Source organism: Pseudomonas sp. NPDC087612 (assembly GCF_044743505.1).
Taxonomy (GTDB): Bacteria; Pseudomonadota; Gammaproteobacteria; order Pseudomonadales; family Pseudomonadaceae; genus Aquipseudomonas.
The window spans coordinates 22,712-39,669 of the sequence record NZ_JBIUWO010000012.1; the positions used below are offsets into that span (position 1 = coordinate 22,712).

Genomic DNA, 16,958 nt, shown 5'->3' on the forward strand with positions numbered 1-16,958 from the left:
GGCCATCCGTTCCTCTCTGTACATCCTCGGCTCCGGCAAGGCGCAACGCGGTGCCAGTGTGCCCGCCCTGCGCTGGCCGAGACCTGATTTCACGTACAGACTCTGGCAGGAACCCCTCATGACGGACGCCTTCGAACTCCCGGTTACGCTGGTCCAGGCGCTGGTTCAACGTGCTGCGCGCACACCCGACCGGGTTGCCTTGCGCTTTCTGGCCGAAGACCCGCGTGATCAAGCCGTGCTTTCCTATCACGACCTCGATCAGCGGGCGCGGACCATCGCCGCGGCTTTGCAGGCACGCACCGAGGTGGGCGACCGCGCCATCCTGCTGTTCCCCAGTGGCCCGGATTACGTCGCAGCGTTCTTTGCTTGCCTGTATGCCGGGGTGATCGCCGTACCGGCCTATCCGCCAGAGTCATCGCGCCGTCACCACCAGGAGCGCCTGCTGTCGATCATCGACGATGCCGAGCCGCGCCTGCTGCTGACCACCAGCGCCCTGCACGACAGCCTGCAGGCTCTCGAAGTGTTGGCCGGGCCCGGCGCGCCACAACTGCTGGCAGTCGACAGCCTGGCCGCTGAACTGGCCGCAGGCTGGCAGGCGCCGCCCCTGCAGGGCGACGACATCGCCTTCTTGCAGTACACCTCCGGCTCCACCGCATTGCCCAAGGGCGTGCAGGTCAGCCATGGCAACCTGGTAGCCAACGAAGTGCTGATCCGCGAGGGCTTCGGCATCGATGTGAACCCTGATGACGTGATCGTCAGCTGGCTGCCGCTGTACCACGACATGGGCCTGATCGGCGGCCTGCTGCAACCGATCTTCAGTGGCGTGCCCTGCGTATTGATGGCCCCGGCGTATTTTCTTGCCCGGCCGCAGCGCTGGCTGCAAGCGATCAGCGACCACGGCGGCACCATCAGCGGCGGGCCGGACTTTGCCTATCGCTTGTGCAGCGAACGGGTCAGCGCCGCGGCAATGGCCAGCCTCGACCTGAGTAAATGGCGGGTGGCCTATTCCGGCTCCGAGCCGATCCGCCAGGACAGCCTGCAGGCCTTCGCCGACAAGTTCGCCGCTTGCGGCTTTATGCCGGAGAATTTTTTTGCCAGCTACGGCCTGGCCGAAGCCACGCTGTTCGTCAGCGGCAGCACCCGCGGCCAAGGCATTGGCGCACTGGAGCTTGATCGCCAGGCGCTGGCGCGCAACAGCGCCGAAGCGGGCCGGGGCACGGTGCAGATGAGTTGCGGGCGCAGCCAGCCGCTGCATGCGGTGCAGATCGTCGAGCCACACGCGCTGGCACCGCTGGCCGACAACCAGGTCGGTGAAATCTGGGCCACTGGCCCGAGCATCGCCAAGGGCTACTGGCGCAACCCCGAAGCCTCGGCGCGCACCTTTGTCGAGCAGGGCGGGCGGACCTGGTTGCGCACCGGTGACCTGGGCTTCTTGCGCGATGGCGAGCTGTTCGTCACCGGTCGGCTCAAGGACTTGCTGATCGTACGCGGCCACAACCTCTACCCGCAGGACCTGGAAAAGACCCTGGAGCGTGAAGTCGAGGTGCTGCGCAAAGGCCGGGTGGCGGTGTTCGCGGTCGATGACTGCGGCGAGGAGGGCATCGGCGTGGCCGTCGAGGTCAGCCGCAACGTACAGAAAATCATCACCCCTGCGAGCCTGATCAAGACCCTGCGCCAGGTGATCGCCGATGCCTGCCAGCAGGCGCCGGCGGTGGTCCTGCTGCTCAACCCTGGCGCCTTGCCGAAGACCTCCAGCGGCAAGCTGCAGCGCTCGGCCTGCCGCTTGCGCATGGACGATGGCAGCCTCGATTGCTACGCGCGTTTCCCCGACCCGCAAGCAGCAGCGGTGGCTGATCAGGCGGTTGCGGCGACCAGTATGCAAGCCCGGGTTGCCCGCCTGTGGGGCCAATTGCTGGGCCTTGAGCAGATCGCCGCAGACGATCACTTCTTCCTGCTTGGCGGCAACTCCATCGCCGCCACCCAGGCCTGCGCGCACCTGGCCGATGAGTTGGGCATTGAACTGGGTGTGCGGGTGCTGTTCGAGGCGCCGACCCTGGCCGGCTTCAGCGCGGCAGTGGCGGCGTTGCAACACGACGGCGGTGTCGCCCGTGGCGCCATCAGCCGTCTCGACCGCGCCCAGGCGCTGCCGCAGTCACTGGCACAAAACCGCCTGTGGCTGACCTGGCAACTGCAGCCGCACAGTGCGGCGTACAACATTCCCGGCGCCCTGCGCCTGCGCGGCGAGCTGGACGAAGCGGCGCTGCAGGCCAGCTTCCAGGCCCTGGTCGCGCGGCACGAAGCCTTGCGCACGGTGTTTGCCGAGGAAGACGGCCAGGCCTTGCAGCGCATCCTGCCGAGCCAGGTGTTCAACCTGCAGCGCCTGGACCTGTCTGCCGCCAGCAGCCAGGACGTATTGGCGCAGCGCGAAGCCGAAGCCATGCAGCCCTTCGACCTGCAACAAGGCCCGCTGCTGCGCGTGACCCTGGTGCGGCTGGACAGCGAAGACCATCAGCTGTGGGTGACCCTGCACCACATCATCGCCGATGGTTGGTCGATGAATATCCTCATTGATGAGTTCTCGCGCCTGTACGCCGCCCATTGCCAGGGCCAGCAGGCCCGGCTGCCGGCCTTGAGCCTGGGCTACGCCGACTACGGCAGTTGGCAGCGCCAGTGGCTTGCCGAGGGTGAAAGTGCCCGGCAACTGGCGTACTGGAAGGAACGGCTTGGTAAGCAGCACGCGGTGCTGGACCTGGCCACCGACCACCCGCGCGCCAATCGCCAAAGCAACGCCGCCGCGCGCCTGAGCGTGCGCCTGCAGCCGACCCTGGCCGAAGCCTTGCGCAGCCTGGCCCGTGATCATGACGCAACGCTGTTCATGGTCTTGCTGGCCGGCTTTCAGAGCCTGCTGCACCGCTACAGCGGGCAGACCGACATCCGTGTCGGGGTGCCCAACGCCAACCGCCCGCGCCTTGAAACCCAGGGCCTGGTGGGCTTTTTCATCAACACCCAGGTGCTGCGCGCCGAGCTTGACTCACGCCTGCCGTTCAACCAGCTGTTGGCCCAGGTGCGCGAGCGCAGCCTGGAGGCCCAGGCGCATCAGGACCTGCCGTTCGAGCAACTGCTCGAAGCCTTCCCGCAAGCGCGCGAGCAGGGCCTGTTCCAGGTCATGTTCAACCACCAGCAGCGTGACCTCGGCGCCCTGCGTCGGCTTCCCGGGCTGCTGGCCGATGAGCTGCCGTGGCACAGCCGCGAGGCCAAGTTCGACCTGCAACTGCACAGTGAAGAAGACCATCAGGGCCGCCTGAGCCTGTCGTTCGACTATGCCGACGATCTGTTCGATGCCGCGACCGTGGCGCGCATCAGCGCCCAACTGGTCGGCTTGCTGGAGCAAGTCTGCGCGCAACCGCAGGTCGCCATCGGTGCGCTGCAACTGCTGGACGCCGATGGCCGTGCGCAATTGCTCGCCTGGGGCCAGGCGCCGGCGGCACCGGCGCAGCAATGGCTGGTCGAGCAGCTCAACGAGCAAGCGCGCCAGAGCCCGGAGCGCACCGCCCTGGTGTGGCAAGGCGGCAGCCTCGATTACGCCAGCTTGCATCAGCAGGCCAACCGCCTGGCCCATTACCTGCGCGACAAGGGCGTTGGCCCGGATGTGTGCGTGGCTATCGCCGCCGAGCGTTCGCCGCAACTGCTGATCGGCCTGCTGGCCATCCTCAAGGCCGGGGGCGCCTATGTGCCGCTGGATGTCGATTACCCTGCAGAACGCCTGGCCTACATGCTCGCCGACAGTGGTGCCAGCCTGCTGCTGAGCCACAGCGACGTGCTCGAGCGCCTGAGCCTGCCCGCGGATGTCAGCGCCATCGCCATGGACCGCCTCAAGCTCGACAGCTGGCCGTGCCAGCCACCGGGCCTGCACCTGCACGGCGACAACCTTGCCTATGTGATCTACACCTCCGGCTCCACCGGCCAGCCCAAGGGCGTCGGCAATACCCACGCGGCACTTGCCGAGCGCCTGCAGTGGATGCAGGACAGCTATCAACTCAATGACAGCGACGTGTTGATGCAGAAGGCGCCGATCAGCTTCGACGTGTCGGTGTGGGAATGCTTCTGGCCGCTGGTCAACGGTTGCCAACTGGTGCTGGCCGGCCCCGGCGAGCACCGTGACCCGCAGCGTATCGCCGAGTTGGTGCGCGAGCATGGCGTGACCACCTTGCACTTCGTCCCGGCCTTGCTCCAGGTGTTTGTCCAGGAGCCGTTGGCGGCACAGTGCAGCAGCCTGCGCCGGTTGTTCTCTGGCGGTGAGGCGCTGTCGGCCAGCCTGCGTGAGCGGGTGCTGCAGGTATTGCCGCAGGTGGCCCTGCACAACCGTTACGGCCCCACCGAAACCGCCATCAACGTTACCCACTGGCCGTGCAGCGCTGCCGACGGTACGCGTTCGCCGATCGGCCGGCCGCTGGCTAACGTACTGTGTAGGGTGCTCGACGATGAACTCGAACTTACCTCGCCCGGCGTGCCGGGTGAACTGTACCTGGGCGGCGTCGGTCTGGCCCGGGGTTACCTGGGGCGCGCGGGACTGACCGCCGAGCGTTTCGTGCCGCAGCCCGATGGCGACGGCCAGCGCCTGTACCGCAGTGGTGACCGGGCGCGCTGGCTGGCTGACCTGGGGGCGCTGGAGTACCTGGGCCGCCTTGATCAGCAGGTCAAGCTGCGCGGATTTCGGGTCGAGCCCGAAGAGGTCGAGGCTTGCCTGCTTAAGCAGCCCGGCGTCGAGCAGGCGCTGGTGATGATTCGCGACACCCCTGCCGGCCCGCAACTGGTCGGCTACTACAGCGGTATCGACGCGAGCGGGCAGATGGTGGCCGCCCTGGCCAAGCAATTGCCTGCCTATATGGTCCCGGCGCAACTGGTTCACCTGGCGCAAATGCCACTGGGCCCGAGCGGCAAGATCGAGCGCAAGGCCTTGCCCGAGCCGCAATGGCAATCGCGTGAGCACATCGAGCCGGGCAGTGCCCTGCAGCAGCAGATCGCCGCGATCTGGCGCGAGGTGCTGGGCATCCCGCGGGTTGGCCTGCAGGATGACTTCTTCGCCCTCGGTGGCCACTCGTTGCTGGCCACCCAGATCATTTCCCGTACCCGCCAGGCCTGCAACGTCGAGTTGCCGCTGCGCACGCTGTTCGAGGCCAGCGAACTGGGGGCCTTTGCCGCTGCGGTTGAGGCGATCCAGCACAGTGGCGCGCGCAACCTGCAGGGCGAAATCCAGCGCATCGACCGTCGCCAGGCGGTGCCGCTGTCCTACTCCCAACAGCGTATGTGGTTCCTCTGGCAGATGGAACCCGACAGCCCGGCCTATAACGTCGGCGGCATGGCGCGCCTGAGCGGGGTGCTGGATGTCAGCCGCTTCGAGCAGGCGTTGCAGGCACTGATCGTGCGCCACGAAACCCTGCGCACCACCTTCCCGAGCATCGACGGCGTGCCGTACCAGTGCGTGGCCGAAGACAGCAACCTGCAGATGAGCTGGCTGGATTTTTCCAGTTATGGCGTGGTGGACCGCCAGCAACGCCTGCAGGCCTTTGCCGATGAGCAGGCGCACCAGCCGTTTGACCTGGAGCGCGGGCCGCTGCTGCGCGCCTGCCTGGTCAAGGCCGGCGAGCGTGAGCACTACTTCGTCCTGACGTTGCACCACATTGTCACCGAAGGCTGGGCCATGGACATCTTTGCCCGTGAGCTGGGCGAGCTGTACGAGGCCTTTGTCGACGAGCGCGAATCGCCGCTGCCCCCCTTGCCGGTGCAGTACCTGGACTACAGCGCATGGCAGCGCCAGTGGCTGGAGAGCGGCGAGCGTCAGCGCCAGCTGGACTACTGGCAGGCCAAGCTGGGCGATGAGCACCCGGTGCTGGAACTGCCTGCCGACCGCCCGCGTCCGGCGGTGCAAAGCCACCGTGGCGAGCTCTATCGTTTCGACCTGAGCCCGGAGCTGGCGGCGCGCGTGCGTGCCTTCAATGCCGAGCGCGGTCTGACCCTGTTCATGACCATGACCGCCACCCTGGCGGCGCTGCTGTACCGCTACAGCGGCCAGAGCGACCTGCGCATCGGCGCGCCGGTGGCCAACCGCATTCGTCCGGAAAGCGAAGGCCTGATCGGCGCCTTTCTCAACACCCAGGTGCTGCGTTGCCAGCTCGACGGGCAGATGCGCGTTAGCGAACTGATCGAGCAGGTACGCCAGACCGTGATCGATGGCCAATCCCATCAGGACCTGCCTTTCGATCAATTGGTCGAGGCCCTGCAGCCGCCCCGCAGCAGTGCCTACAACCCGCTGTTCCAGGTGATGTGCAACGTCCAGCGCTGGGAGTTCCAGCAAAGCCGCGAGCTTGCCGGCATGCAGGTCGAGTACCTGGTCAACGACGCCCGTGCGACCAAGTTCGACCTCAACCTGGAAGTCACCGACCTCGACCGCCGCCTGGGTTGCTGCCTGACTTACAGCCGCGACCTGTTCGACGAACCACGCATCGCACAAATGGCCGGCCACTGGCAGAACCTGCTGGTGGCGCTGCTGGGTGATCCCGAGCAGCGCCTGGGCGAGTTGCCGTTGCTGGCGGCGGTCGAGCAACAGGCGTTGTGCGACTCGCTCAAGGGTGACAACAGCCTGGCGCTGGATCAGACCCTTGAGCAGCTGTTCAGCGAACAAGCTGCGCGCCAGCCCGAGGCCCTGGCCCTGACCTTTGCCGGTCAGCACCTGAGCTATGCCGATCTCGATGCTCGCGCTAACCAGTTGGCCCGGGTGCTGCGCGAGCGCGGCGTCGGCCCGCAGGTGCGTGTCGGCCTGGCCCTGGAGCGTTCGCTGGAACTGGTGGTGGGCTTGCTGGCAATCCTCAAGGCCGGCGGCGCCTATGTGCCGCTCGACCCTGAGTACCCGCTGGAGCGCCTGCACTACATGATCGAGGACAGCGGCATCGCCCTGTTGCTGGGCCAGCGGGCACTGTTCGAAGCCCTCGGCGAGTTGCCGGCCAAGGTCGGCCGCTGGTGCCTGGAAGACGACCGTGACGGCCTCGCCGCGTATAGCCGCGAAGCCTTGCCGTCGCTGACCCTGCCGGCCCATCAGGCCTACCTGATCTACACCTCCGGCTCCACCGGCAAGCCCAAAGGCGTGGTGGTCAGCCACGGTGAAATCGCCATGCACTGCCAGGCGGTGATCGAGCGCTTCGGCATGCGCAGCGACGACTGTGAGCTGCATTTTTACTCGATCAATTTCGACGCGGCCAGTGAGCGCCTGCTGGTGCCGCTGCTCTGTGGCGCGCGGGTAGTGCTGCGTGCCCAGGGGCAGTGGGGCGCGGAAGAAATCTGCACGCTGATCCGCGAGCAGCAGGTATCGATCCTTGGCTTTACCCCAAGTTACGGCAGCCAGCTGGCGCAATGGCTGGCCAGCCGCAACGAAGCGCTGCCGGTGCGCCTGGTGATCACTGGCGGTGAAGCGCTGACCGGCGAGCACTTGCAGCGCATTCGCCAGGCCTTCACCCCGCAGCAGTTTTTCAACGCCTATGGCCCGACCGAAACCGTGGTCATGCCCCTGGCGTGCCTGGCCCCCGCGCAACTGGAAGCCGGCGCCGCTAGCGTGCCGATCGGCAGCGTGGTCGGTGCGCGCACCGCGTATATCCTCGATGCCGACCTGGCCCTGTTGCCGCAAGGCGGCATTGGCGAGCTGTACGTCGGTGGCGCCGGCCTGGCCCAGGGTTACCACGAGCGCCCGGGCTTGAGCGCCGAGCGTTTTGTTGCCGATCCGTTCAGCGCCAATGGCGGGCGCCTGTACCGCACCGGCGACTTGGTGCGCCAGGGTGCTGACGGGCTGGTGGAGTATGTCGGTCGAATCGACCATCAGGTGAAGATTCGCGGCTTTCGTATCGAGCTGGGTGAGATCGAAACCCGCCTGCTTGAACACCCGGCGGTGCGCGAGGCTGTGGTGCTGGCCCTGGACATGCCCGGGGGCAAACAACTGGCGGGCTATCTTGTCTGCGACCAGGCCCTGGCGGATGCCACCGAACAGGCCGCGCTGCGTGATGCACTGAAGGCGCAGCTGCGTCTGCAGCTGCCGGACTACATGGTGCCGACTCACCTGGTACTGCTTGAACAGCTGCCGCTGATGGGCAATGGCAAGCTCGACCGCCGCGCCTTGCCGGCGCCGGACCTGGAGCAGGGCCGCCAACGTTATGAAGCGCCGCGCAGCGAGCTGGAGCAGCAACTGGCGACGATCTGGCGCGAGGTACTGAACGTTCAGCAGGTCGGCCTGCAGGACAACTTCTTCGAACTGGGCGGTGACTCGATCCTGTCGATCCAGGTGGTCAGCCGTGGGCGTCAGGCGGGGCTGCATTTCACCCCGCGCGATCTGTTCCAGCACCAGACCATCCAGACCCTGGCGACCGTGGTCAGCCGCAGCGAAACCAGCCAGATCGATCAGGGCCCGCTGAGCGGCCGCGCGGCGTTGACGCCGATCCAGCACTGGTTCTTCGACAGCGATGTGCCGCACCCTCAGCACTGGAACCAGGCGGTATTGCTGGCACCCGCCGAGCGTTTGCACGGCAAGCCCCTGGAGCAGGCCTTGCAGCAGTTGCTGCAGCAGCATGATGCCTTGCGCCTGCGCTTCACCCAGGCAGGTGGTCAGTGGCACGGTGAATACGCCCAGGCCGACCAGCGCGAGTTGCTCTGGCAGGCCTCGGTAGCCGACCTGGGCGACTGCCAGGCGCTGTACAGCGATGTCCAGCGCAGCCTCGACCTGGCAGACGGGCCGCTGCTGCGCGCCTTGCTGGTCGAAGACGGCGAGGGCCGCCAGCGCCTGTTGCTGGCGATCCATCACCTGGTGGTCGATGGTGTGTCGTGGCGGGTGTTGCTGGAAGACCTGCAAGCGCTGTACCGCGGTCAGCCGCTGGCGGCCAAGACCCGCGCCATGAGCGACTGGGCGGCGCGCCTGCTGGCTTATGCCGGCAGCGACTCGCTGCGTGACGAGCAACGCTGGTGGCAAGCGCAACTGAGCCGCGCCAGCCGCGAACTGCCCTGCGATCACCCGCAGGGGGCGAACCTGCACCAGCAGGCGCAGACCCTCAGCGTACAGTTGGACGCGACCCATACCCGGCAATTGCTGCAGGAAGCGCCCGCTGCTTATCACACCCAGGTCAACGACCTGCTGCTGACCGCCCTGGCTCGCGTGCTGTGCCGCTGGAGCGGCGACAGCTCGGTGTTGGTGCAACTGGAAGGCCACGGTCGGGAGAACCTGTTCGAAGACATGGACCTGACCCGCAGCGTCGGCTGGTTCACCAGTGCCTATCCGCTGAGCCTGAGCCCGCATAACGTCGAAGAGGCGGCTGGGCAGGGCGCTTCGATCAAGGCCATCAAGGAGCAATTGCGCACGGTGCCGCACAAGGGCCTGGGCTACGGTGTGCTGCGCTACCTGGCCGATGCGCCGGTGCGCGAAGCCATGGCCGCGTTGCCCCAGGCGCGGATCACCTTCAATTACCTGGGCCAGTTCGACCAGCAGTTCCAGGCCGGCGCGCTGTACCAGCCGGTGGATGAAAGCGTCGGGCTTGCCCATGCGCTGGAGGCGCCGCTGCCCAACTGGCTGAGCGTCGATGGCCAGGTGTACGGTGGTGAGTTGCAGTTGCGCTGGACCTTCAGCCGTGAGCGCTATGACCAGGAAACCATCGAAACCCTGGTCGAAGCCTACCGGCTCGAACTGATTGCCCTGATCGAGCATTGCCTGGCGCCGGGCACTGGCAGCTTCACGCCATCGGACTTCCCGCTGGCGCAATTGAGCCAGGAGCAGATCGATGCCTTGCCGGTCGCCGCTGCACAAATCGACGACGTCTATCCGCTGACGCCGATGCAGGAGGGCCTGCTGCTGCATACTCTGCTGGAGCCGGGCACCGGCATCTACTACATGCAGGACCGCTACCGGATCAACAGCGCGCTGGACCCGCAGCGCTTTGCCCAGGCCTGGCAAGCGGTGGTTGGCCGTCACGAAGCCTTGCGCGCCTCGTTCTGCTGGAACGCCGGCGAGGCCATGCTACAGATCATTCACAAACCGGGGGCGACGGCGGTCGACTATCAAGACTGGTCGGGTATCCCTGAAGCTGAACAGGAAGCGCGCCTGCAGGCATTGCACAAGCACGAGCGCGAGGCCGGTTTCGACCTGCTCCAGCAGGCGCCGTTCCACCTGCGCCTGGTGCGGGTGGGCGAGGACCGCTACTGGTTCATGATGAGCAACCACCACATCCTCATCGATGCCTGGTGCCGTTCGCTGCTGATGAATGACTTCTTCGAGATCTACCTGGCCCTGGGCGAGGGCCGTCAGGCGCAACTGCCGGTGCCGCCGCGCTACCGCGACTACATCAGCTGGCTGCAGCACCAGGACCTGGACGAGGCGCGCCAGTGGTGGCGCAACAACCTCGAAGGTTTCGAGCGCAGCACCGCGGTGCCCAGCGACCGGCCATTGCTGCGTGACCATGCGCTGGAAAATGCCGGGATGGTCGTCGGCGATTGCTACACCCGCCTCGATGCCACCGATGGCGCCCGCTTGCGCGAGCTGGCCCAGGCTCATCAGCTGACCATCAACACCTTTGCCCAAGCCGCCTGGGCGCTGGTGCTGAGCCGCTACAGCGGCGAGCGCGACGTGGTTTTCGGCGTCACCGTGGCGGGTCGGCCGGTGAGCATGCCGCAGATGCAGCGTACGGTCGGGCTGTTCATCAACAGTATCGCCCTGCGGGTAAAACTGCCGGCCGCGGGCGAGCGCTGCAGCGTACGCCAGTGGCTGCAAGACCTGCTGGAACGCAACATGGAACTGCGCGAGTACGAGTACCTGCCGCTGGTGAGCATCCAGGAATGCAGCGAACTGCCCAAGGGCCAGCCGCTGTTTGACAGCCTGTTCGTGTTCGAGAACGCGCCGGTGGAGGTGGCCGTGCTTGACCGAGCGCAGAGCCTGAACGCCAGTTCCGATTCCGGGCGCACCCACACCAACTTCCCGTTGACCGCCGTCTGCTACCCGGGCGATGACCTGGGCCTGCATTTGTCGTTCGACCAGCGCTACTTCGACACTGCCACGGTCGAGCGCTTGCTGGCCGAATTCAAGCGCCTGCTGCTGGCCCTGGCCGACGGCTTCCAGGGCGAGGTCAGCGAGTTGCCATTACTCGGTGAAGCCGAGCGCAGCTTCTTGCTCGACGACTGCAACCGCAGCGAGCAGGCCTACAGCCTTGAGCAAAGCTACGTCGAACTGTTTGAGGCGCGGGTCGCCGCGCATCCGCAACGCACTGCCGCGCGCTGCCTGGAACACTCGCTGAGTTACTTCGAGCTCAACCGCCAGGCCAACCGCCTGGGCCATGCGCTGGTGGCCGCCGGCGTGGCAATCGACCAGCCAGTGGCCCTGCTGGCCGAACGCGACCTGCCGCTGCTGGGCATGATCGTCGGCAGCTTCAAGGCCGGCGCCGGCTATCTGCCGCTGGACCCTGGCCTGCCGGGTGCACGCCTGCAGCGGATCATCGAACTCAGTCGTACCCCGGTGCTGGTGTGCAGCGCAGCCTGTGCCGAGCAGGGCCGTGCTCTGCTTGATGAGCTCAGCTGTGCCGGGCGGCCGAAGTTGCTGGTCTGGGAGCAGGTCCAGGCAGTCGCCGGGCCGGATGCTAATCCAGGTATCTACAGCGGGCCGGACAACCTTGCCTATGTGATCTATACCTCAGGCTCCACCGGCCTGCCCAAGGGGGTGATGGTCGAGCAGCGCGGCATGCTCAACAACCAGTTGAGCAAGGTGCCGTACCTGCAACTGGACGAGCAGGATGTGATTGCCCAGACCGCCTCGCAAAGTTTCGATATCTCGGTCTGGCAGTTCCTCGCCGCACCGCTGTTCGGGGCCCAGGTAGCCATTGTGCCGAACGCCATTGCCCACGACCCGCAGGGGTTGCTGGCCCACGTGCAGGCAACCGGCATTACCGTACTGGAAAGCGTGCCGTCGCTGATCCAGGGCATGCTCGCCTGCGAGCAGCAACAGCTCGATGGCTTGCGCTGGATGCTGCCGACCGGTGAGGCGATGCCGCCGGAGCTGGCTTGGCAGTGGCTGCAGCGCTACCCGCACATCGGCCTGGTCAATGCCTATGGCCCGGCCGAGTGTTCCGATGACGTGGCGTTCTTCCGCGTCGATGCTGTCTCGACCCGTGGCAGTTACCTGCCAATCGGTACGCCGACCGACAACAACCGCCTGTACCTGATAGGCGACGATCAGCAACTGGTGCCGCTGGGCGCCGTCGGTGAGTTGTGTGTGGCCGGTACCGGTGTCGGCCGTGGTTATGTCGGCGACCCGCTGCGCACTGCGCAAGCGTTCATCCCGCACCCGTTCGGCGCACCGGGCGAGCGCCTGTATCGCAGCGGCGACCTGGCGCGCCGGCGGCCTGACGGCGTGCTCGAATACGTCGGCCGTATCGACCATCAGGTGAAGATCCGCGGCTACCGCATCGAGCTGGGCGAGATCGAAGCGCGCCTGCATGAGCAAAGCGAGATTCGCGATGCGGCGGTCGGTGTGCAGGACGGGGTCAATGGCAAGCACCTGGTCGGCTATCTGGTGGCCAGCACTGCGGGTGCCGATACCAGCGTGCTGCTGGAGCAAGTCAAGCAGCGCCTGCGTGCCGAGTTGCCGGAGTACATGGTGCCGCTGCACTGGGCCTGGCTCCAGCAACTGCCGCTCAATGCCAACGGCAAGCTCGACCGCAAGGCCTTGCCGGCCATCGACATCGGCGCCCAGCACAGCCAGGCTTACCTGGCGCCGCGCAGCGAACTGGAGAGCACCCTGGCCGGGATCTGGGCAGAGGTGCTCAAGGCCGAGCGGGTCGGGGTGCGCGACAACTTCTTCGAGTTGGGCGGGCATTCGCTGCTGGCCACCCAGATCGCCTCGCGGGTGCAAAAGGTGCTGCAACTGAACGTGCCGCTGCGGGCGATGTTCGAGTGCAGCACGGTCGAGGAGCTGGCGACCTATGTCCAGAGCCTGAAGGCCAGTGAGCTGAGCGATGACAAGGTCGACCGACTCAGTGACCTGATGGCTGAACTGGAAGCGCTGTAGGGCTTCAGGCCGGGGTGGGGCTGTTGCGCTGCAGGTCGTGCTTGAGCAAGGCGACTGAAGCGGCCAGCAGCACGGCGTCCTTGATCAGGAAGGACGTCGCCCCGCCCATGGCCGGGAACCCGCCAGCACTGTTCTCCCAGCCGCCCGGAGTGGTAACGATCAGGGTCAGGGTGGTGGCGTAGGTGAGCACCGAGCCCAGGGCGCCGATCACCGCCAGCCGTGGTTGCCAGATGCCGGCCAGCAACGCCGCGCCAATCGCCCATTCCGCCACGCCCAGCGCATAGCTGGCGCCGTGGATGCCAAAGGCCAGGTGCAGCCAGGACAGCAACGGGCTGTTGTCGATCAGCGGGATCAGGGCCTGGGCTTCGTAATCGAACCACTTGGCATAGCCAAAGCCGAAGAAAATCAGGATCAGGCTCCAGCGCAGCAGCTGGATGTCCAGGGAGGAGCGGATGAAGCGGTCAAGGTAGGCAGGGCGGGTCATGGCGAGGTCCTGTGGTGGGATGAGGCAGGTATCCTCAAGACGCCGTGACCGCCCAGTTGTTACATCAATCGCGTGCTTAACGCTTGCCGAGAATTTTGCCCAGCAGCTCCGGTCGCGGGGCGCCCTGTTGGGTTTGCAGTTGCTGCTGGTCGTCGAGGTAGAAGATCGCCGGGGTCGCTGACAAACCGAGTTCTTCCATGACCGCGAGGTTGGCGTCGAGCTTGGCTTGTACCGCTTCGGGAACCTTGTCCAGGGCCTTGAGGGTACTGGCCTTGCCGGCCTTTTCATGTTGCGCCAGGGCCTTGGCCGGGTCCTTGCTGGCCAGCAGGGCGGCCGATTTGCCCGGGCTGTCTTCGCGGATGATACCGACCATGATGTGCCGCAACTGCACCTTGCCCGATTCGACCCAGGGCCGCGCCTGCTGCCAGAACATGTTGCAGTACGGGCAATTGGGGTCGCTGAACAGGTAGACGATGCGTGGTGCATCGGCCTTGCCGTCGGCGATCCAGGCGGTTTTTTCCATCTTTGCCCAGACCTCCTTGGCCATGGGGGCGTACACCAGTTTTTCCAGCGGCGCCTGGCTCAGGTCCTTGCCTTGCTCGTCGAACAGGCTGCCCACCAGCACATGCTTGCCATCGGCGGTCAGGTACAGCGCCAGGCCGCGGTTCTGGTATTCGGCCGCGTAGCCACGCAGGCCATCGGGGGCGTCGAAGCTGCCTTTGATTTTTGCGCCTTTGGCCTCCAGTTGCTGGATGGCCTTGGGGAGTGTTTCAGCCAGCGCCAGCTGGCTGGTCATCAGGCCCACGGCCAGGGTGAGGGGCAGTTTCAGCAGAGATCGCATGCGACGTTCCTTGTGGGGGATGGGGCGGCAGGCGCGGGCGCGTGCTCGAAAGATTGCAGGGCATGGCTGAGGCTAGCCCGCGACAGCTCGCCAAGATGGCTGCCGACCAGGCGACCCTCGGCGTTATAGAACAAGGTGGTGGGCAAGGCCATGGAGCCTACCTTCTGCGCCAGCTGGCCGCCGCTGTCGAACAGCACGTGGGACAGGTTAAGGCCGGTGGTGGCGAGGAAGGTGACCACGGTCTGTGGCGCCTCGCCCTGGTTGACGAACAGGAAGGTGATGTCCGGGTAATCACCCTGGGCCTGTTGCAGCACCGGCATCTCGCGCCGACACGGCGGGCACCAGGTAGCCCAAAGGTTGATCACCAGTGGCTTGCCGCGGTAGTCGGTGAGCTCGACGGACTGGCCACTGGCCTTGCGCAAGCTCATTTCCGGCAGTTGAGTGCCCTGGTCATACAGGTGGCTGGCCAGGCTGCCGAGCAGCCAGAACAGGCCACCGCTGAGCAGGCCCCAGCCCAGCGGCCGGCGCAGGGCCGGGCGGCGATAGCCGAGGCAGAAGGCGCCGATGGCTACCGCCAGTAGGCCTGGCCACAGCAGAAAGCCGCCATCGCGCAGGTCGATGACCTGCAGCAGGTCTTCGCGGTACATCGCCCAGTACTGGATGACAAAGCCCAGGCGTGCACTGAGCAGGCCGAGCAGGAACAGGCCGAACAGCACCGACTCGGGGTTGTCGCCGCCGCGCTTGGCGACGCGCCAGCCAACAAGGCTGGCCAGGGCCAGGGCGCAGATCAGCAGCAGGTGGTTCAGGGCCATGGTCAGTGGCCCGAGTGCGACGGTCAGCATCATCCTTGGCTCCGGGTAGCGGCCCAGTGTTGGAGGAAGTTCGCCGCATCGATTTCACCGGTGATGCGCCGGGCCCGGCGCTCGTTGCCCTCCGGGCCGATCCAGATCAGGCTGGGCGGGCCCGGGACCTGGTAGCGCTGCAGCAACTCGCGACTGGACGGTGCGTCGGCGGTCACATCCAGGCGCAGCAGGCGCACGCCGCCAAGCGCCGCCAGTACGTCGGCGCGGGCGAACACCTGTTTCTCCATGACCTTGCACGACACGCACCAGTCAGCATAGTAGTCGAGCATCACCCACTGGCCCTGGGCCTTGGCCGCCTCCAGCTCGCGCTGCAGTTCGGCCGGCTGGCTGACGGTGGTGAAGGCATCATGCGGCACGGCAAGGCCCATTGGCGCGCTGGCGGCGGTGAACGGTTGCAGCGGCTGCCAGGGGTCGTTGCCACCGGCTGCCGCGCCGACGACCAACAGGCTGCCCCACAAGCCCAGCAGCAGCGACAGTGCCCGAAGCGCCCGCATAGCTTGCAAGGCCGGCCACGCAGCCCAGGCCAGGGCGATTAGCCAGGCACCGGCCAGGCCCAGCCACAGCGAAGGCTCCAGCACCGCACGCAGGGTATACAGGGCCATGGCCAGGAAGACGAAGCCGAACAGGCCCTTGACCCGGTTCATCCAGGCGCCCGGGCGCGGCAGGTAGCGGTTGCCGAGGGTGACCAGCAACAGCAACGGCAGGCCCATGCCCAGGCCGAGGGTGAACAGTACCAGGCCGCCATGCACGGCATTGCCGCTCTGGGCGATGTACAGCAGGGCGCCGGCCAGCGGTGCGGTCATGCACGGGCCCATCAGCAGGCCCGACAAGGCCCCGAGCAAGGCCGCGCCGTACAGGTTGCCGCCGCGGGTGCCATTCCCGGCACGCTCCAGGCGGTCGCGGATCCATACAGGTAGCTGCAGCTCGAAGGCGCCGAACATCGGCAGGGCCAGTAGCACGAACAGCCCGGCCAGGGTGCCCAGCAGCCAGGGTTGCTGCAGCCAGGCCTGAAAGCTTGCGCCCAGCAATGCGGCAACCACGCCCAGGGCGGCGTAGACCAGGGCCATGCTCAGCACATAGACGCTGGCCAGCAACCAGCCGCGGCGGGCACTGGCACCACTGCCCAGTACCAGACCTGCAAGAATCGGCAGCATCGGCAACGAGCACGGGGTGAAGGCCAGCAGCAGGCCCAGGCCGAGGAAGGCCAGCAGGTTCCAGGCCAGGGTCGACTGTTGCAGGCCGCCGGCCAGGGCCTGGTCGCTGGCCTGCGCGGCGGCGCTTGTACCACCCAGGCTGACCACACTGGTTTGTGGCGGGTAGCACAGCCCGGCGTCGGCGCAGCCCTGCCAGCCCATGCGCAGTTCGCCGCTGGCGCTGGCGGGCAGGATCAGCTCCAGCTCGCCACGGTAGACCTGGGTTTCACCAAAGTACTCATCGCTGTGGGGCAGGGCGGGTGGCAGTTGCGGTTGCTGCTCGGGGGCCAGGCCGTCGAATTTCAGGCGTTTCTGGTACAGGTAGTAACCATCGGTGATCTGCCAGTGCAGGCGCATTTGCCCCGATTCCAGGCGTTCGCTGCTGAACACGAAGGCCTTGTTGACCGGCAAAAAATCGCTCTGGGCAAACGGGTTGGCCTGGCTCAGGCCGCTTAGCAGGAACATCAGGGCAAACAGAAAAACGCGCATGTCGACG

At 66.4% G+C, this 16,958-nt stretch carries 5 protein-coding genes; 1 reads left to right on the forward strand and 4 read right to left on the reverse strand.

The window, feature by feature from the left end; translation table 11 throughout:
- The first annotated feature begins 118 nt into the window (after positions 1 to 118).
- A complete protein-coding gene (locus ACIOVF_RS23055) occupies positions 119 to 13,081 on the forward strand; it encodes a non-ribosomal peptide synthetase (protein ID WP_401292701.1) in 12,963 nt (4,320 codons plus the stop codon).
- A 4-nt stretch (positions 13,082 to 13,085) separates the two neighbouring features.
- On the opposite strand, the gene ACIOVF_RS23060 is transcribed toward ACIOVF_RS23055, so the two are convergent.
- From ACIOVF_RS23060 to dsbD, 4 genes are all read right to left on the reverse strand, one after another.
- On the reverse strand, positions 13,086 to 13,565 hold the full coding sequence (locus tag ACIOVF_RS23060) for a YkgB family protein (RefSeq protein ID WP_045200489.1): 480 nt from the start codon (positions 13,563 to 13,565) through the stop codon (positions 13,086 to 13,088).
- Positions 13,566 to 13,641: 76 nt separating this feature from the next.
- The gene (gene dsbG, locus ACIOVF_RS23065; RefSeq protein ID WP_045200491.1) at positions 13,642 to 14,406 is read right to left on the reverse strand and encodes a thiol:disulfide interchange protein DsbG; all 765 of its coding nucleotides are present in this window, start codon (positions 14,404 to 14,406) and stop codon (positions 13,642 to 13,644) included.
- A complete protein-coding gene (locus ACIOVF_RS23070) occupies positions 14,391 to 15,248 on the reverse strand; it encodes a TlpA disulfide reductase family protein (protein WP_045200576.1) in 858 nt (285 codons plus the stop codon). The genes dsbG and ACIOVF_RS23070 overlap by 16 nt, the downstream gene beginning before the upstream one ends.
- The gene (gene dsbD / locus ACIOVF_RS23075; protein WP_045200494.1) at positions 15,248 to 16,951 is read right to left on the reverse strand and encodes a protein-disulfide reductase DsbD; all 1,704 of its coding nucleotides are present in this window, start codon (positions 16,949 to 16,951) and stop codon (positions 15,248 to 15,250) included. The genes ACIOVF_RS23070 and dsbD overlap by 1 nt, the downstream gene beginning before the upstream one ends.
- Between the last annotated feature and the right edge of the window lie 7 nt (positions 16,952 to 16,958).

Excerpts from the sequence above, each read along its gene's own strand:
- ACIOVF_RS23055 (WP_401292701.1), top strand. The coding sequence starts at position 119 with ATGACGGACGCCTTCGAACTCCCGGTTACGCTGGTCCAGGCGCTGGTT.
- ACIOVF_RS23060 (WP_045200489.1), bottom strand. The coding sequence starts at position 13,565 with ATGACCCGCCCTGCCTACCTTGACCGCTTCATCCGCTCCTCCCTGGAC.
- dsbG (WP_045200491.1), bottom strand. The coding sequence starts at position 14,406 with ATGCGATCTCTGCTGAAACTGCCCCTCACCCTGGCCGTGGGCCTGATG.
- ACIOVF_RS23070 (WP_045200576.1), bottom strand. The coding sequence starts at position 15,248 with ATGCTGACCGTCGCACTCGGGCCACTGACCATGGCCCTGAACCACCTG.
- dsbD (WP_045200494.1), bottom strand. The coding sequence starts at position 16,951 with ATGCGCGTTTTTCTGTTTGCCCTGATGTTCCTGCTAAGCGGCCTGAGC.